19 protein-coding genes and 1 other RNA gene are annotated in these 17,858 nt (G+C 34.8%); 3 read left to right on the top strand and 17 right to left on the bottom strand.

All coding sequences use genetic code 11. The features are described 5' to 3' along the window. Nucleotides 1-161 precede the first annotated feature (161 nt). The 12 genes from DM447_RS13930 to DM447_RS18710 form a co-directional block, all read right to left on the bottom strand. Nucleotides 162-566 (bottom strand): Rrf2 family transcriptional regulator, encoded by a 405-nt coding sequence (locus tag DM447_RS13930; protein WP_112181795.1) that lies wholly within the window; start codon nt 564-566, stop codon nt 162-164. 67 nt (nt 567-633) lie between these two features. Beyond that, complete coding sequence (isdG, locus tag DM447_RS18580) at nt 634-954, bottom strand: heme oxygenase (RefSeq protein WP_232824116.1); 321 nt, start codon at nt 952-954, stop codon at nt 634-636. 15 nt (nt 955-969) lie between these two features. Next, on the bottom strand, nt 970-1,743 hold the full coding sequence (locus DM447_RS13935; protein ID WP_232824117.1) for an ABC transporter ATP-binding protein: 774 nt from the start codon (nt 1,741-1,743) through the stop codon (nt 970-972). After that, on the bottom strand, nt 1,744-2,739 hold the full coding sequence (locus tag DM447_RS13940; protein ID WP_112181796.1) for a FecCD family ABC transporter permease: 996 nt from the start codon (nt 2,737-2,739) through the stop codon (nt 1,744-1,746). A gap of 5 nt (nt 2,740-2,744) precedes the next feature. Then, nucleotides 2,745-3,683, bottom strand: a complete 939-nt coding sequence (locus DM447_RS13945; RefSeq protein ID WP_232824118.1) for an ABC transporter substrate-binding protein — start codon at nt 3,681-3,683, stop codon at nt 2,745-2,747. Continuing rightward, nucleotides 3,680-4,453 (bottom strand): class B sortase, encoded by a 774-nt coding sequence (gene srtB / locus DM447_RS13950; protein WP_112181797.1) that lies wholly within the window; start codon nt 4,451-4,453, stop codon nt 3,680-3,682. Before srtB ends, DM447_RS13945 begins: the two co-directional genes overlap by 4 nt. 22 nt (nt 4,454-4,475) lie before the next feature. Beyond that, a complete protein-coding gene (locus tag DM447_RS13955; RefSeq protein WP_112181798.1) occupies nt 4,476-5,246 on the bottom strand; it encodes an ABC transporter ATP-binding protein in 771 nt (256 codons plus the stop codon). Further along, nucleotides 5,236-6,219 (bottom strand): FecCD family ABC transporter permease, encoded by a 984-nt coding sequence (locus DM447_RS13960; RefSeq protein WP_112181799.1) that lies wholly within the window; start codon nt 6,217-6,219, stop codon nt 5,236-5,238. The genes DM447_RS13955 and DM447_RS13960 overlap by 11 nt, the downstream gene beginning before the upstream one ends. A 27-nt stretch (nt 6,220-6,246) precedes the next feature. Beyond that, nucleotides 6,247-7,179 (bottom strand): heme ABC transporter substrate-binding protein IsdE, encoded by a 933-nt coding sequence (gene isdE, locus DM447_RS13965; RefSeq protein ID WP_232824119.1) that lies wholly within the window; start codon nt 7,177-7,179, stop codon nt 6,247-6,249. A gap of 111 nt (nt 7,180-7,290) precedes the next feature. Then, nucleotides 7,291-9,984, bottom strand: a complete 2,694-nt coding sequence (locus DM447_RS13970; RefSeq protein ID WP_112181800.1) for an NEAT domain-containing protein — start codon at nt 9,982-9,984, stop codon at nt 7,291-7,293. Nucleotides 9,985-9,997: 13 nt separating this feature from the next. After that, the gene (isdC, locus tag DM447_RS13975; RefSeq protein WP_112181801.1) at nt 9,998-10,651 is read right to left on the bottom strand and encodes a heme uptake protein IsdC; all 654 of its coding nucleotides are present in this window, start codon (nt 10,649-10,651) and stop codon (nt 9,998-10,000) included. A gap of 489 nt (nt 10,652-11,140) precedes the next feature. Continuing rightward, nucleotides 11,141-11,263: a hypothetical protein gene (locus DM447_RS18710; protein WP_269813820.1), complete on the bottom strand. Its 123-nt coding sequence runs from the start codon at nt 11,261-11,263 to the stop codon at nt 11,141-11,143. A gap of 5 nt (nt 11,264-11,268) precedes the next feature. On the opposite strand from DM447_RS18710, the gene DM447_RS13980 reads away from it, so the two are divergent. Together DM447_RS13980 and DM447_RS13985 are read left to right on the top strand one after the other, a co-directional pair. After that, a complete protein-coding gene (locus DM447_RS13980; RefSeq protein WP_112181802.1) occupies nt 11,269-11,472 on the top strand; it encodes a MerR family transcriptional regulator in 204 nt (67 codons plus the stop codon). 44 nt (nt 11,473-11,516) lie between these two features. After that, a complete protein-coding gene (locus DM447_RS13985; protein ID WP_112181803.1) occupies nt 11,517-11,924 on the top strand; it encodes an LAGLIDADG family homing endonuclease in 408 nt (135 codons plus the stop codon). 343 nt (nt 11,925-12,267) lie between these two features. On the opposite strand, the gene ssrA is transcribed toward DM447_RS13985, so the two are convergent. Next, nucleotides 12,268-12,605: a transfer-messenger RNA gene (gene ssrA, locus DM447_RS13990) on the bottom strand. A 137-nt stretch (nt 12,606-12,742) separates the two neighbouring features. Next, a complete protein-coding gene (smpB, locus tag DM447_RS13995) occupies nt 12,743-13,210 on the bottom strand; it encodes an SsrA-binding protein SmpB (protein WP_112181804.1) in 468 nt (155 codons plus the stop codon). Nucleotides 13,211-13,346: 136 nt separating this feature from the next. Between smpB and DM447_RS14000 the strand changes: the two genes are divergently transcribed. Then, on the top strand, nt 13,347-14,222 hold the full coding sequence (locus DM447_RS14000) for a GNAT family protein (protein ID WP_112181805.1): 876 nt from the start codon (nt 13,347-13,349) through the stop codon (nt 14,220-14,222). A gap of 51 nt (nt 14,223-14,273) precedes the next feature. Here DM447_RS14000 and rnr read toward each other — a convergent pair whose 3' ends face one another. From rnr to secG, 3 genes are all read right to left on the bottom strand, one after another. Further along, nucleotides 14,274-16,571: a ribonuclease R gene (gene rnr, locus DM447_RS14005; protein ID WP_112181806.1), complete on the bottom strand. Its 2,298-nt coding sequence runs from the start codon at nt 16,569-16,571 to the stop codon at nt 14,274-14,276. Between the two features lie 44 nt (nt 16,572-16,615). After that, nucleotides 16,616-17,359, bottom strand: coding sequence for an alpha/beta hydrolase (locus DM447_RS14010; RefSeq protein ID WP_112181807.1), 744 nt, complete (start codon nt 17,357-17,359; stop codon nt 16,616-16,618). A 162-nt stretch (nt 17,360-17,521) separates the two neighbouring features. After that, nucleotides 17,522-17,752: a preprotein translocase subunit SecG gene (gene secG, locus DM447_RS14015; RefSeq protein ID WP_112181808.1), complete on the bottom strand. Its 231-nt coding sequence runs from the start codon at nt 17,750-17,752 to the stop codon at nt 17,522-17,524. Nucleotides 17,753-17,858 lie beyond the last annotated feature (106 nt).

Here is a 17,858-nt window from a genome sequence, read left to right on the forward strand (position 1 = left end):
TTAATAGATTATTAAGTTCCCGTTTTTATTTAACTTAAAACAAATACTATTGGTACAAAAACTAATATGAATAGAATGACTATTATAATAGTCTGTTAATTATCTAAGTATTAGTTAAATCCGTCTCTTTTATTATCAAGTACACTAAAAAGATGATCTCTTTATATAAAGAGATCATCCATAACTGCTTGAAGCGTTTTATTATTTAGTTCGTTTTCCATTGCCAATTGAACATTTTTAAACGTAACATCTAAAGTTCCTTGGATTTTTTTACCGACAGGACATGCGGGGTTAGGTTTTTCATGAATCGAAAATAATTCTTTTTCTATATTAACAGCCTTATAAATGTCTAATAAGGTAATATCCTTAGGGTCCCTCGTTAAAGAAAAACCAGAAATTCCGACTTGTGCGGTTACTAAAGCAGCTTTTTTCAACTCACTGCTTATTCGTCTTATTACTACTGGATTTGTTGTCACACTAGTTGCAATCTCTGTAGAAGATATCCTTGGATACGTTGCAATTAAAGACATAATATGGATTGCAACAGAAAGACGCGTATTAATCACATTATTCACCTCTTTGTAACATTCTTAGTTACAAATGAACATTTGTCAAGAATAATGTAAAAACCTTTTATCCAACATTAATAGGTTGTCTCGTAACCTTAACCTCATAAAACGCGGTCTTATTCTTTATTATGAAATCCGGAACCCCTCCACGGTGTGCATGTGATTCTCTAAACGCATCGCTCTTCATCCATCCTTGAAACCCTTTTTTATTTTCCCATCTTGTGAAAATCGTGATCTCTTCATATTCTTTTGTGTTTTCTGTTACTAATACCTCTAACCCAACGAATCCCTCCATTGTTTCGACCTTACCAACTTTGTTGAAACGTTCTACAAACGCCTCTGCGTGACCATTTTTCAACTGAACAGTATTTGTTGCAATAAACATAATAAACATCCTCCTCTATTCTATTTTTGATAGTGGTACTATAATAGGATAATTATCCTCAAATCTTATTTTTGCATGGATATGATAAACATCTCGAAAAAATTTCTGATTAATTACATTTTTTGGTGAACCAAACCGAATTACTTCACCTTCTTTCATCGCAATGATATGACTACAATAGGCCGCTGCATACTGTATCTCATGAAGTACCATTACAATGGTTATCTTATGCGTAGTGTTAATACGTACAAGTAGTTCCATTAATTCTAATTGATGCGCAATATCAAGATATGTTGTCGGTTCATCTAATAATAGAATATCCGTTTTTTGCGCTAGTGCCATTGCGATACGAGCACGCTGTTGTTCTCCACCAGATAACGTATGAAATAGTCTGTCTTCCAGTTTAGTTAATCCCGTTTCTTCCAATGCCCATTTTATAATAGACAAATCATCTGTTTTTTCAGATCTGTAACCTTGATAAGGAGAGCGACCGTATGCTACCAGCTCATGAACAGTTAAATTTGGTAAAGTCTCTTTAACTTGTAATAACATAGCCACATTTTTTGCATACATTTTTCGCTTATAAGTAGTAACTGATAGTTGATCAAGAAGAACCTCACCCTCATTAGCGTTATACAGTTTTGCTAATATTTTTAATAAAGTTGACTTACCTGATCCATTAGGACCAACAATTGCCGTCATCTTACCTTTTGGAAAGGTGACATTAATATCATTTAAAACAAAACTACCTTGTTTAAAGCGCAGTTGTTTTGTTTCCAACGACTTCAATTACATCACCCGCTTTCGACGTAATAAGAATAGAAAGAACGGTGCACCGATACAAGCTAATAAAATGCCCACGGGTAACTCAATTGGTTCAAACATGGTTCGAGCTATCGTATCAGCAAATACCACTAGTATGGCCCCACCTAACATTGATAAAGGTAGTAACATTCGATAATCTTCACCTATTAATAAGCGGATGAAGTGTGGAACAACCAATCCTACAAAGCCAATTAATCCGGAAACACTCACAGCTATGCCCGCTAAAAAAGAAGCTAATAGAATTAATAATAATCGCATTAATTCTACATTTTGACCAAGTAGTTTAGCAGACTCATCACCTAGTAAGATTATATTTATTGGCTTTATTGCAAAAAAGCTAAGCAAAAGACCTACAATTGCATAAGGATACATAAATTCTAAATGATACCAACTCCTTCCATTCAATCCACCTGAAAGCCATGAAATAACAGACTGAACACGATCACTATAAATAACCATCACACCATTCATAACAGCTCCGAGTAATGCATTCATTGCAACTCCAGCCAAAATGATTTTGATAGTAGAAGCGCCATTTTCCCATGCTAATAAATAGATTACAATCGTAGTAGCAAAGGCTCCTATAAACGCCATTACCGGTAATAAATAACTATATTGCGGAAATATCAACATCGTAATAATCGCCATTAATCCACCACCTGCTGACACTCCAATAATTCCTGGATCAGCTAAGGGGTTTTTCATTACACCTTGTAATAGAGCACCAGATGTTGCCAAACATGCCCCCACCAACAAACCAATAATAATTCGAGGCAATCTTAAATCAATAATAATACTTTCATATCTATCATCAGCTTTAGCAACTAGTACCTGCCATATATCTTGCAAACTGATAGGTACCGCTCCAAAAGTTAAACCGAGATACACAGTGAAAATCAGTAAACAAAAGGTAACTAAAAATATATACTTCTTTTTCACTTTTCTTCCTATCAAACTCATACCATTCACTCCAGATCATTCAATATATCAACCATATAAGAAACAGCTTCAACTACCCTTGTTCCTGGATTTGTACCAAACAAATCTGAAGGTAAAACATTAATATTTCCTTGTTCCACTGCAGAAATATTGTTCCATGCTGCATTTTGTTCCATTTCCTTTATAAATCCTTTTTTTACTTCTTCCGTGTTTCCATGGGTGATTAATAAAACTAAATCAGGATCCGAGTCTACTACATGTTCTGTATTTATTTGTGCATACTGTGGAAACTCTTTAAGAGCAGGGTATTCAGAAGCAATATTCATTCCCCCTGCCGCTTTAAGAATGTCACCACTTAAAGAATTATCGAGTGCAGCCATGTAGGTACCTGGAGCACCATAAACTAACAGAACTCTCGGACTATTATCACTTTCTTGAAGACTTTCTAGCTCATTATCTAGCTTAGCATTGAGCTCAACTGCCTTATCTTTCTGATCTAATAGATCGCCATATAAAGTTATTTGATTCTTAATATCTTTAATTGAGTTAGCATGGGTTAAAATAACTTTTGTACCAATTGCCTCAATTGTTGGGACATCTTTATCATTCAATCCGCTGTTAGCAAGAACGACATCTGGTGCTAGCAAAGCTATTTTCTCATAATTAATCTCATGTGTGGTTCCTACTTCTTCAGCATCAATAGCTTCAGCTGATCCATCCGTTCCATTTGGTCTTCCTATAACTGCACCATCTAATGCATAAATTATGTCAATATCGCCATTTCCAAGTGCGACAATTTTTTCAGGTGTTTCAGAGAAGGTTATTGAGCGATCCGTAAAATCTGTAACTGTAACAGAACCTTCTTTATTAACAGCTTCTGTAACATTATTTGTTTGACCGCAGGCACTTATAGTGAGTAAAAAAATTGCTCCTATAGCATATTTCACTAATTTTAAATTCATCATTCACTCGCCTCTCTTTGCACTAACTTAGCATGAACAACTAACCTTCCGTTGTTATTATCCAAACTATAATCACAGGTTGATAACGTAACAATTGTATCTTCATCTGAAATAGATACATTGGATTGATAGAGTGACTTATCTCTTAATCCTTCAATAAATGTCATAAAATCATTTTCCTCATTGAAGTCTGTTTGTATGTAGTAAAAATCACTCGTTGTTTGATAGACTGAAAATACTTCCAAACTAAATCCTTCATATAAAGTATCAAGATACACTTTATTGCCACTTTCAAAAAATTCTTCACTTAAATATTTTTTTAATTGTCCAAACATAGATCCATCTTTCATTCTGTGGCCATAGAGGATAATATTTTTGTTTGTCTCTGAATTAATATCATTTCGATAATCCATAAAGATACTTCCAGCTCGAGATTCTTCTTTTTTATAGTTCCGATTCAAATAATAGTCATTGTTCTCTTCTTGAAGAATTGGGTAATCTATCTGTGTTTCTTCAATAGTTATCCAACCAATGATATCTGAATTAATTTCTCTTAGAGAATCAAATTGGTCGCGAATCTGACCGGTGCTCTCAATTGTTTCTGTACGAGTTACTTCGGAATGATAGATTTCATGTGCTTCGGCTAGCACCTGTCTATTCTCATAGTAACCATAAAGAATAATCGAGAGTGTATAACCAGAATATAAAAACACGCCAATTGCTATTATCGTTAGAATTCTTTGCAAATTTTTAATTATGTTTTCTCGATTCATAGATATCTTCCTCATTTAATGCTTATATTCCGATAGGAACAAGATACAGCCCTGCTAACTTGCTGTTGTATACAGCAACATCTACACCGTAGATTTCTTTCATCATTACATCGTTCACAATTTTATCTGGAGCACCATTTGCGTAAATTTCGCCATTCTTCATCACAATAAGTGAATCACTGTATCGAATTGCTTGATTAATATCATGAAGTACCATAACAATTGTTAATCCATATTTCTTGTTTAACGAGCGCACTAACTCAAGTATTTCCATTTGGTAATAGATGTCCAAAAATGTAGTAGGTTCATCTAAAAATAAAAATTCTGTTTTTTGAGCTAAAGATAATGCAATCCACACGCGTTGACTTTCACCACCAGATAATTGATCCAATGTTTTATGCCGCTTTTCTTCTAAACGTGTGGAAGAAATAGCCCAATCTATGACCTCTTGATCTTCCTTTAATTTCGGATGAAATAAATTTTTATATGGTACTCTTCCAAATGCAATTAATTGTTCAACAGTCAAATCTTGTGGTGCGTCATTTTGTTGATAAACCATTGCAATTGTTCTTGCTAACTCCTTTGGTTTATAGTTATTAATATCTTGATCATTTATTACAATTTGACCTGATAAAGGTTTGTTATCTTTTGAGAGTACTGATAATAATGTTGATTTACCACAACCATTTGGACCAATGATGGTTGTAACTTTACCTTTTTCTATAAGTCCTGAAATAGAATTTAACTGGTTGCTTTTTTGATTATATGAAAAAGAAATAGATTTAAATTCCATTTATTCGCTCACTCTTTCTCAATAAGTAGATTAAGAACGGTCCACCAATTACGGCCATTAAAGTAGATGCCGGAATCTCTAATGGAGAAATAATCGTTCTTCCTATTGTATCAGCTGTTAAAATCAGTAAAGCACCTGCTATTGCTGAAAAAGGAATTAAGATTCGATGATCGGTTCCTACAAGTTGACGGGCTATACTTGGAATAAGGAGACCAACAAATAGTATGACCCCAGCAACTGAAGTGGCTACTGCCGCTAATAGTACTGCAACCGCTGAAATCAATAATCGTGCAGCGGTCACGTTTAAACCTAGATTTTTTGCTTTCTTATCTTGCAGAGAAAGTAAATTACACCAGGAACTTGCAAAGAATGCTAGGACTAATCCGATCAGTCCATAAACGATAATAATATGAACATCATCCCATGTTTTCATTAATAAATTTGAAGTGTTTGATGCGCCCACCGAAATATTAAAATAACTACAAATCATCAACATAGCTTCTCTAAATCCAGTAAACATAGCACTGATTGCTATACCAGTGAGAATAAGTCGTAATGGGTGTAAGCCTGATTTCCATGAAAGCCAGTAAACCAAGAAACATGCCAAGGCCCCACCTATAAATGCAAATAGAGGACTACTAATATACAATGTAGGTAGAAAAAGGATGCCAAATAACGTAAAGAAGCTCGCACCTGAGGATATTCCTATTACACCAGCATCAGCTAGCGGATTTCTCATGACTGACTGAAGCAAAACCCCAGAGACAGACAAAGCAGCTCCTGCAAACATAGATACAAAAATTCTTGGAAAACGTAAATCTTTTATTACTTCTACTTCTTCGACACCACCATGTATAAGGCCATCTATTAATTGATTAAATGAAATAGAAATACTTCCAGAAATTGCTGAGTAGCAAAACATAATAATTATCAATAAACTGACCACTGAAAAACTTATTACTTTTTTATTCATACTAATCTTCCTTTATTTATAAATGACTTATTCATATAAGATCGTAACGAGTTCATCTAATGCCTCTATTACTTGGATATTTGCTGTGGTAGCAAATACTGGTTCCTTCAAGTCATACACGCGGTCTTGTTTAACAGCATTAAAGTGTTTCCAAATATCATTCGTATCAAATTCTTTATTAAACATTTCAACCACTTCATCAGGCATTCCATGAGATAAACGTAAAATAACATCTGGATTACCCTGTTGAAGATACTCCATATTTGCTGATAAATATTCTTCACTATGGCCTGTGATAACATTTTCTCCGCCAGCAACACTTACTAAATCTCCAACATAGGAGTGCTCAGTTGCAACGAGATAACTACCAGGAACACCAAGCAAAATTAATACTTTAGGTGGATTTTCATTTTCTGTTTTTGTTTCAATTTCATTTATTTTATCTTCAATAGATCCAATTAACTTATTTGCTTGATCTAATCGATTATATTTTGTTCCTAATGAGAGAATCGCTTCGTTCATACCAGAGACACTTTGTAGATTTAAAAAACTAGTTTCAACTCCAGCTTGTTCAAACTGTGGTTCCAAGTCGTATTTTAAAGTTGTAACAGATAAAACATCTGTTGGTTTTAAAGAACTAATAAGCTCCATATCAGGTGACATTGGATTTCCAACCTCTGTAACCTCTTCATAACGTTCAGGTACAGAATAAGATGTTGTTGGGATACCAATTAAATCAAGTTCAAGCTTATCCATTATCTGTGTAATGGCAAAAGTTGTTGCTATAATTCTTACATTCTCATCTTGTTCAACTTCTGGATTTGTACTTTCTTGTTCCACATCCTGATTAGATTCTGCATTAACAGTTGTTGAATCTTTTTGGTCTTCAGCCGAATTTACTGAACATGCACTAACTAGTAACAGCAACAATATTCCGAAACAAATTTTTAAGTTTCTCAAATTCTACTCTCCTTCCGTTAGGAAATACTTGTATAGATTTGAATAGTAAGTTGCATTAATCTGCAACTTACTATTCCTTATTCTATATACCTATTAAAATGAAAATATGAATTATTTAGTAATTAGTCTAAATTTATTACTGCGGTACCTAACAACTAAATAACTTAGTGAGCCTAGTAAAAATAATAGGTACATGCCAATTTGTACTGCATCTCCAGTTTTCGCATTATTTTCCTCAGTTTCACTATCAGATGAAACAGATTCAGTAGCATTATCTGTATCAGCATCGCGATCAAATTCAGGACCATTTTCATTACTTTCTTCATTTATTGAATTTTCAACGTTATCTACTATATTATCTGTGTTATCAGTATTAGATGTTGGGTTTTCCTCATCATTCGAACCGGTTTCTCCCTCATCCACAACATCTATTTCTAATTCAGATAGATCAAAAACAAACCTTACAGGGTAAAGATGTGGTGCTCCAATTGCTTCAATTGTCGCTGTATAGCTCGATTGTATTTCATCGATATCAAGTGTTAACACTCTTGTTTCATCATCCTTGCTCTGTTCAACCAATGTGTGTTCCACTCCATTGATTTCAAATGTTATCGCACCTAATGCCGAAAGATTATAATCATTTTGAGTTATAACAATCGTGTACTTGCCATCGACTACTTTTAATATAGCTGTCTCAGTAAAGTACTTTTCAAAAGCTGAACTTGAATCTGAATCAACAGATAAGACGCTTAACGGAAGGTCATATTCTCCATCAGCTAATTCCTGATCTTCTGTGGTATCTTCTTCTGGCGTTTCTGGAGATTCTTCCACTATTTCAAAAACACCATAAATACTAAAGTGGTTTGTTTCAGCAGTTATTATTCCATCTTGATAATTACCACCAATCGATTCCCACTCTTTCGTGCTCTCATTGTAATAACGCACTTCTATATCTTTATTACCAACAGAATTCGGGTCAACATTAAACTGCAATGTCACAGGTTGTTCAAATGTATCTTTATTACTAATGTTGAAATCAAAGATCTTACTTAATGCTTGATCAGATCCTTCTACATCTTCAATTACATCCACATTGAATTTAAATTCTCCGTCTGGTAATTCACTAGCTAAAATAGAAACAGTAGTTTCTTTGTTAACAATAATTAATTTAACGTTTTTCGTTTTTAACTGTTGAACTTGTTCGCTAGAAAGAGATAATTCTATTGTTAATTCCTGATCAACATTAACAACTAATTCACCATCTTGTTTTACTTTGTCTACTGCGTCATCTTCAATTGTAGCCATTCCATTACTCACGACTGGTTTAGCAGTAACACTTTCTTCCTGCTCTGGTGTTTCAACCACTTCTGTTATAGATTCTTGATCATAGACTAGTTGGATTTCATGTGTCATACCATAGGACATTACCAACTTCACATTTGTTTCTGTCAAATCCTCCACTTCGAATTTTAATTGACGTGTTTGATTCTCTAAGTCTTCGCTTACAATTTCCGCTTTGGTATATTCACCTGCATATTCTGTTTCAAACGATACGATTACATCACTTCTAGATGTAGTAAAACTAACGTATTGCTTGCCATCTTCAACAGTTAATATTGCTGGAGTTGAAAAATAACTACCAAAACTTGTTTCTTCACCTTGATAGAAAACATCATAATCAATCGTATAGTCTCCATCTTCTATTTCATCGCCATCATTCTGGGCTGGTGTTTCTTCTTCCTCTGGAGTCTCTGATTCTATTGGTGTCTCTGTTTCCTCTGGAGTTTCTGTTTCTACCGGAGTTTCAATGACTTCTGTTATTGATTCTTGATCATAGACCAGTTGAATTTCATGTGACATACCATAGGACATTACAATCTTCACGTTTGTTTCCGTTAAATTCTCTACTTCAAATTTCACGACACGTGTATGATTTACTGTGTCTTCACTAACAACTTCCGCCTTACTAAACTCCCCTTCGAACTCTGTTTCCAATGAGACAATTACATCACCGCTAGATACTGTAAAGCTAATGTATTGATCGCCATCCTCAACAGTTAATTCTGCTGGAGTTGAGAAGTAACTGGCATACCGTGGTGCCTCTTCTCCTTGATAGAAAATATCATAATCAATCGTATAGTCTCCGTCTTCAATTTCAATATCCTCATTTTCGACGGGAGTTTCTGTTTCCCCTGGAGTCTCCGATTCTACCGGTGTTTCTGTTTCCTCTGGAGTCTCTGATTCTACTGGTGTTTCTGTTTCCTCTGGAGTCTCTGATTCTACTGGTGTTTCTGTTTCCTCTGGAGTCTCTGATTCTACTGGTGTTTCTGTTTCCTCTGGAGTCTCAGATGTTTCTAATTCTATTTCTGTTATCGATGCTTGATCATATTTCAATTGAATGTCATGTGTCATACCATAAGACATTACTAATTTAACATTTGTTTCTGTTAAATTCTCTACTTCAAATTTTATAACTCGTGTTTCATTAACTGTGTCTTCACTGACAACCTCAGCTTCACTATATTGACCCGCGAATTCTGTTTCGAATGATAGAATTATATTACTACTAGAAGCAGTAAAGCTAATGTACTTCTTCCCATTTTCAACAGTTAATTCAGCTGGTGTTGAGAAGTACTTACCAAATACTGTTTCTGCTCCTTGATAAAAGACATCGTAATCTATCGTATACGCTCCATCAGACAATTCTTGTTCTGCAGCAACAACACTCACAGCTGGCTGAACCTGAGGCAATACTGTGAATATTACAACAAACAAAGCAATTAATATTTTAAAAGATTTCTTCAATAGTGCTCTCCCCTTATCTATTAAACTTGATTTTTTTGGAAAATAAAAATACTATAGACGAAATAAGTAGCAACGATAATAGCGTTATTGACATAGTTTCACCTGTTTCAGGATTACTGACTTGTTCACTGCTTACATCGCTATCACTTGTTTCACTACTAACTTGCTCATCTGTAGAAGCAGTCGAATTCGATTCAGTTGATTCAGTTGTATTAGTCTCTTCTGTATTTGATTCAGCTAATTGAATAACCTCTAAAGAACTCTCATCAAAAGAAAATCTAATTGTGTACCAATGGTCATAAGACTCATTAGCTATTACATGAATTTCTGACATAATTGGATTAGAAATAGTACTAACTGGGAATTTAACTGTTCTAATTTCACCGCTAGAACTTACTTCCGTTACATCCTTTGATTCAACCTGTAATTCTTTAATCATGCTACTGGTTAGATCTATTTGTACTGTAATCTCACCACCATTAATCTCTAACTGTGCTGGTTTCGCAAAATAACCATCTGCCATTGACGCTGAATCATTGTCCGCATGTAAAACAGAGTAATTAATTTGATAGGTACCATCTTCTAGTGAAGTGGCAGCAAATGCATTTGGTAAAAGCAAAAATAAGAAAGCGAACAATACAATTCCCATTGTGAATATTTTCTTCAATTTAAAGTCAACTCCTTTTTAATTTTTGATAACGATAATCATTATCAATGAATAAGTAAAAAAATAATGAGTTAAGATAACTCATTTAATAAATTATTATTGTACCTTTTTCATTTCGCAAAAAATATTTACTATAATAATTTTCCTCCTTTATCAAAGACTTTGGAATTCCTGTTGACTTAATCTACTATCTCCATAGTCATTATGTAATTAATACCATACTAATCGATAATGATTATCAATGTCAATAACTTTTTTGGAATTATTTGTTTTAAAAGTATGGAAAATGATTATGAATTTCTGCGTTTTTAATGAAAAAATTCTGGACTAGGAAGATCTAATGAAGCAAGAAATAAGGTTTCAAGCTAACGCATGAAATAGTTCGAATGCGTGTAGCACAAAACGCAGTGCGGTATACTAACCGCACTGCGTTTTCTTATTAATTTGATTTAATTAATGAAAAAAAGATATTCTATTACCTACTTGTGCTTAATATGGCTCTGCATCATGTCCCTTTTCTTCTGCTTCTTTTACAGCATCAGATGCACCTGTGCTACCAATTGGTGAACCACCATGCTTTGGAAGCTTACCATTAGTAGGAGTCTTCACCATCTTTATTGACCCAACGATATGTGTTTACACCCGATCCTCCTTCGTTTAGGTATGAAAGAGATGAGACAATTTCTCAACAAAAACAAATTCTAGAAAGTCACAAACTTAAAATAATCGAGAAACAAAAAGAATTAGATCGAGCTTTTTATACAGTTAATGCGAAAATCGAATTATTTGGCCATTTGGAAATGGAATATAAGAAAAATTAATTTAACTCCTAGAAATGGTATCTTAAGAAAGTTGGTGTATAACTTTGAATAATTGTGAAGCTGCGTATCTTGCTGGAATAATTGATGGAGAGGGTTCAATTACATTAACGAGAATGCATGAGAAGGAAAATAGGAGGCCTTGCATAAGTGTAGCATCTACAGACAAGGAACTACTTGAATACATCAAAAGTATTGCTGGTGGTGTAATAAATAACAAAAAGAACTATAATCCCAATAAGCATAAGGATTCATACACGCTATATATTAAACGAAAACATGAAGTATTTTATTTCTTAGAGAAGATTTATCCATTCTTACGTATTGAAAAGAAAAAGAATAGAGCAAAGTTTATTTTAGATAATTACACTAATGTAACTCCTAGAAATGGCAAGTATAATCAGGAACAACTTTCACAGAAACAATTATTTGAAACAGATTTTTTTCTTATTTAATGATTTTTATTTAAAAAGGGTAAAATAAAAACCACCAATTATGTATTGGTGGAGACGGTGGGACGTGCTATTCCATGCTTTCGTCATGGCACTGACTATATCTTGAACCTTGTAGTAATCCAGAGGTTCTTCGGCGTATTATGCGAAATGTAGTTTTTACCTTTTAGGTAGAATTTCGCATCCTAGTACTACCAATCACTTGGCAGTCTATAAGTCGATACACGGCTGTTGGATTACTCCACATACCGCTCGGTATTGCCGTATCACACGTTATATGTGACTTAGGTTTCACCGATAAAGCCGAATTTTCACTCATGTGTTACCACATAAGGCGACTAATTACTAATCGAACCCACGTCCAGAGATATTGGCACTCAGGCATCTACGTGCATAGTTGATAAATTATATTTCGCTCGCTATTCAGCCTATCAACAGGCTTCCTAGAAGCTAATCTGATTAGTCTCTTCTGACCGTCCTCAGATAGTGGACATCAGCGTATCCCGCTTCATTTGAGACCCTTCGATCTACCACACGGGAGATGGTAGGAAGGATCCTTTAGTGCTACTTACGCAGCTGCTAAAGAGTAATTGTTTTCTTTGCCAGTTATATTGGCTTGTAACGTTTTACGAGCCGTAACCTCGACACGCAACCTGAGCTCAATCTACCCCTGTCGAATCCGTAACGTCCCCATGTAAGAGGAACAAAACGAAATGGCTAGAAAAAGCCTATATCATATTTTGTTTGTTTAATTAAGACAATTACTAGTATATCAAATAATTGCGAAATTACAAGCATATCTCCTTGGTAACTTCTAACACCTAATTAAAATTATCTTTCAATGCGCGATCCATATCACGTTTTGCTTGTTTCTGTTTAAGGTCTTCACGTTTATCAAATTTACGCTTACCTTTACCTAGACCAATCAATACTTTCGCTACACCATTTTTAATATACATTTTTAATGGCACAATCGCATAACCTGCTTGTTGTGATTCCCCAAATAACTTATCTATTTGTTTCCGGTGCAACAATAGTTTTCTTGTTCGTGTTGGCTCGTGATTATGAATATTTCCTTGTTCATAAGTAGAGATATGCATATTATACAATAATGCTTCTCCACGTTCTATTCTAGCAAAGCTATCTTTCATATTTACTCGACCTGCACGAATAGACTTGATTTCAGTCCCTTTTAGTACTAATCCAGCTTCAAACGTTTCTTCAATTAAAAAATCATGATTTGCTTTTTTGTTTTGGGCAATAACCTTGCCGCTAGTCCCTTTTGGCATGGCGGTTTTCCTCCTCTAACTACGTGACATATATTTTAACAGGTAAATGAAACCATGACAACGCTTATCAATGGACAAGGTTCGTTTTTTTGTGCGATTATGTAAAAAGATAATAAAATGAAAGGAGTCAAAAAACATGATAGAACAAGCAACACACATTCGAAAATTAACACTTCATGACCAAACGAGCGTTCAAAATCTACAAACAAATATAGAAGATGATTATGTAGTTCATATTTTCCCCGATCTTATTGAAAACCAAACACATGCTGTTTACGGTGTTTTTGAAAATGAGACATTGATTACTATAGCTGGGTATTCGTTATTTCCTGGTGGCTATGCAATGCTCGGTCGGTTACGTAGTGATATTCGTTATATGGCAAAAGGATATGCAACGAAAATTTTAACTTTTATTATAGAAGACTTAAAGAACGATCCAAGTATCAAATGGATTGGAGCCAATACAAATATACATAACCATGCTGCGAAGCGCGTATTAGCTAAATTAGAGTTAGAACAGATCACAACGTTACACGCTTTGCCAGTTCGAGAAGCTAAACTTCTTAATGGTGTGAAAGGCGATAGATGGTTAAAAGTCGTAAATCCAGAAGAAAAACGCGCTTTATTGAGTTCTTTTGCAGATAGTCAACCACTTGTTTTCCCATATGAATGTTATTATCTTTTTCCATATACTGAAGCACTTATAACGGATAAGCACCTAGCAGAATCAACCTTTTATCAAAACCAGACGAAAGATCGCTTTATGATTATACGAAATGATCAAAAACACGAATGGTTTGCACATGTAAAATATTTTTGGGATGACGCTTTTGAACAACCAGGTTTTTGGGAAACGGTTTATCATTATGTAGAGAAAGAATCCAAGACCCTACGACCTTGGTTAGATTTTTCACAAGAAGGATTTAACTCCATTCCAAATTTAGAAGCATTTGATGTAGAAGACGGTTGGGCTCTTTACGGCAATTGGATAAATCGAACAAATAGTAACTAATGAATCTTCACATGATAAGAGGCTGTTGACATTTTCAACAGCCTCTTATCATTATTTCTTTTTACCTTTTTTCTTTTTTGAAGCTTTTGGTGGTTTTATTTTACCTTTATCGTTTCCTTTGCTCTTTCCATTGCCATTTGATTTATCTTTTTTTCTGCGATCATTTCGATTAGATTGACTCCCAGTCCCACTAGATACGCGCAATTTTCTTGGCTTCATACCAACAACCTCAAAGTCTACAGCACGTTCATCTAAATTAACAGCTGCTACTTTAATGGTAATTTCGTCACCTATACGGAAGATAGTGCCTGTTCTTTCCCCAATCATGGCATATGCTCGTTCATCAAAATGGTAGTAGTCATCCGTTAGATAACTTACGTGAACAAGGCCTTCTACCGTGTTTTCTAATTCAACAAATAATCCAAAGTTTGTAACGGAACTTATCACACCATCGAATTCTTCACCGATTTTATCTTGCATAAATTCTGCTTTCTTTAAATCATCTGTCTCACGCTCTGCATCAACAGATGCACGTTCCTTCTCTGATGCATGTTTAGCAATCTCAGGCATCCTATCTTTCCAATGATGTTGCGTTTTAGAATCCAATTGTTTGTTAACTAAATATGTTCGAATTAAACGATGTACAATTAAATCTGGATAACGTCTAATTGGCGACGTGAAGTGCGTGTAGAATTCAGTTGCTAAGCCAAAATGACCAATACTTTGCGGATCATATTTCGCTTGTTTCATGGACCGCAACATTAATTTAGAAATAATCATTTCCTCTTGTTCGCCCTCTACTCTTTTCAGAACCTTTTGCAATGCTTGAGGGTGAATTTCATTAGCAGTACCTTTGACTGCATAACCTAATGTACCTACAAACTCAAAGAATTTTTGTAATTTAGATTCATCTGGATCTTCGTGAATACGATGAATAAATGGTACGTCCATCCAGTGAAAGTGTTCAGCAATTGTTTCATTCGCTGCTAACATGAATTCTTCAATTAGTCGTTCGGCAACAGAACGTTCACGAATTGCTACATCAATAGCCTTACCTTCAGTATCGACAATTACTTGTGCTTCTTTAAAATCAAAATCGATCGCTCCACGACCAAAACGTTTTCCGCGTAAAGTCTCAGCTAATTTTTCCATATCTTCAAACATCGGAACAAGCTCCCGGTAACGCTCACGAACATCTTCATCCTTATCTGTTAAAATCTTATTAACATCGGAGTAAGTCATTCTTTCATTTGTCCGTATAACACTTTGGAAAATGTCATGTTTGACTACTTCACCTTGATTATTAATTTCCATTTCACAGCCAAGGGTAAGTCGATCTACTTGTGGGTTCAGGGAACAAATTCCATTAGATAAACGATGGGGTATCATCGGGATAACGCGATCAACTAAATAAACACTTGTTGCTCGTTCAAATGCCTCTTGATCAATTGGTGAATTTTCTTCCACATAGTAAGAAACGTCCGCAATATAAACCCCTAACTTAAAGTTACCGTTATCTAATTTCTTAACCGTTACAGCATCATCTAAGTCTTTTGCATCTGCACCATCAATTGTAACAATCATCTCGTCACGTAGATCACGTCTATTTTTTATTTCTGATTCATCTATTTCATCTGGTATCTGACTTGCATGTTCCAATACCTCATCTGGAAAATCAACTGTAATGCCATGCTTGTAGATGATTGAAATAATGTCCATACCTGGATCATTCTTGTGTCCTAATATTTCAATTACTTCACCTTCAGCACTCATTCGCTCTTCTGGAAACTTAGTAATATTCACAATTACTTTATGGCCACTAACTGCACCGCCTGATGCACTTTTCGGGATAAAGATATCATTCGGAATTCGCTTATCGTCTGCAATGACAAAACCAAAGTTCCCGTTATCATCATATGTCCCGATTACACGTGTTGTAGCACGTTCAACTATTCGAATAACAACACCTTCAGGTCGTTTTCCAAACTCATCTCTACTATCAATTCGCACAAGTACGATATCATTATTCATCGCAGATTGTAGGTCTGCATGGTTAATATAAACATCATCTTGTCCTTCTTCTTCTGGGATTAGAAAGGCAAAACCCTTCGCATGCATTTGAATGCGCCCTTTAATTAAATTCATTTTTTCAGGTAATCCATAACGATTTTTTCTAGTTTTAACTAATTCACCCTTTTCTTCTAGATGATTTAGCATTTTTACTAACACTTTAAATTGATCAACATCTTGAAGCTCCAATACTTCTTCGATCTCTTTTACAGTTAAAGGTTTCGTTGCTTTTTCTTGAAAATAGTGCATGATTGATTCTTGCATTTTTTCTTGATTCATTCTTTCACCCTCTTTCTATTGAAACGGTCTATGCTTATTATGGTTTAAGACCAATCCAATGATTCTAAAAATTGATAAATATCTTCATGAACTTCCTCTTTTTTCTTTCCTAATGTGATAGCATGTCCTGCATCTTCATACCATTTAATATCTTTTTGGTCAGATTCCACATTGTTATAAATAAAGTTTGCACTATCAGTATTGATCATTTGATCATCTTTAGCTTGCACTACAAATGTCGGTGTGTAAATTGTATCTATATTATTTTTCACATCTGTTATTAAATCACCTAATTGATTAAATAATTCTGGCGATTCATCGACAAGTTCTTTCACTTCTTGTTTTATTGTTTCCTGATCTTTACCTTCTACTTCCTTATATTGTTTTGAAAAAATTTGAAAGCCTTTTGTCAACTGTGTTTCGTTATCAAAAAACATCGGTGTACACATTGGGATAATACCTCTAATTGCTTCTGAATATGCTAGCTTTAAACCAAGCACACCACCCAATGATAATCCTGCTACTGCAATTTTTTGATAGCCCATATCTTTCAGTTCGCGAAAGGCTATTTGAACATCTTCCCACCACTCTTTAGCACTTACACCAATGAGATCCTCAGGGGCTTTTCCATGTCCTCGATATATAGGAGCGTGTGTTGTATAGCCTTTCTTTTGTAAAAATCTTCCTAGCATACGAACATCTGCAGTATGACCTGTGAAGCCATGTAATAGTAATACCGCGCGTTCTCCTTCTTCAAACGTAAAAGGCTGAGGTTTTTTTATCTGCATTATTCTTCTCCCTTTCAAATTAATTTGTATCTATTATGTATGATGGGTTAATCTTACCAAAAAGAAACATAACTTTCACAGATACTGCTTATAATAGTATTTGTAGATTAAATCAAAACCCCCTCACTATCTAATTAGTAAGGGGGTTAACCATTGTTTCGCTTATAGAATGTAAGCAACTGCAAATGTTAATACAAATAATAAAACAGCCGCTACAACAGTAGCACGATGCAAGACAGCATCAATACCACGCGCTTTTTGTTTACCGAATAATTGCTCTGCACCACCAGAAATTGCTCCTGATAATCCAGCACTTTTTCCTGACTGAAGTAATACTAAAACGATAAGTGCTATGGCAACAATAATTAATAACGTAATCGCAACTCCTTGCATGGTTGCGTACACCTCCTAAGACACACTAATACATAAACTAAATGTAGCATAAATAGGAACTACTTCGCAAGTTAATTTTTACTAGAAAGCATGGTTTGTTCTGCCA

The organism is Paraliobacillus zengyii, from assembly GCF_003268595.1.
GTDB lineage: Bacteria > Bacillota > Bacilli > Bacillales > Amphibacillaceae > Paraliobacillus_A > Paraliobacillus_A zengyii.

What these genes read in the sequence shown, in the direction of transcription:
- isdG (WP_232824116.1), bottom strand. Translation starts at nt 954, where the DNA reads ATGTTTATTGCAACAAATACTGTTCAGTTGAAAAATGGTCACGCAGAG.
- DM447_RS13940 (WP_112181796.1), bottom strand. Translation starts at nt 2,739, where the DNA reads ATGAGTTTGATAGGAAGAAAAGTGAAAAAGAAGTATATATTTTTAGTT.
- DM447_RS13945 (WP_232824118.1), bottom strand. Translation starts at nt 3,683, where the DNA reads ATGATGAATTTAAAATTAGTGAAATATGCTATAGGAGCAATTTTTTTA.
- srtB (WP_112181797.1), bottom strand. Translation starts at nt 4,453, where the DNA reads ATGAATCGAGAAAACATAATTAAAAATTTGCAAAGAATTCTAACGATA.
- DM447_RS13955 (WP_112181798.1), bottom strand. Translation starts at nt 5,246, where the DNA reads ATGGAATTTAAATCTATTTCTTTTTCATATAATCAAAAAAGCAACCAG.
- DM447_RS13960 (WP_112181799.1), bottom strand. Translation starts at nt 6,219, where the DNA reads ATGAATAAAAAAGTAATAAGTTTTTCAGTGGTCAGTTTATTGATAATT.
- DM447_RS18710 (WP_269813820.1), bottom strand. Translation starts at nt 11,263, where the DNA reads ATGGTGAAGACTCCTACTAATGGTAAGCTTCCAAAGCATGGTGGTTCA.
- smpB (WP_112181804.1), bottom strand. Translation starts at nt 13,210, where the DNA reads ATGCCAAAAGGGACTAGCGGCAAGGTTATTGCCCAAAACAAAAAAGCA.
- DM447_RS14000 (WP_112181805.1), top strand. Translation starts at nt 13,347, where the DNA reads ATGATAGAACAAGCAACACACATTCGAAAATTAACACTTCATGACCAA.
- rnr (WP_112181806.1), bottom strand. Translation starts at nt 16,571, where the DNA reads ATGAATCAAGAAAAAATGCAAGAATCAATCATGCACTATTTTCAAGAA.
- DM447_RS14010 (WP_112181807.1), bottom strand. Translation starts at nt 17,359, where the DNA reads ATGCAGATAAAAAAACCTCAGCCTTTTACGTTTGAAGAAGGAGAACGC.
- secG (WP_112181808.1), bottom strand. Translation starts at nt 17,752, where the DNA reads ATGCAAGGAGTTGCGATTACGTTATTAATTATTGTTGCCATAGCACTT.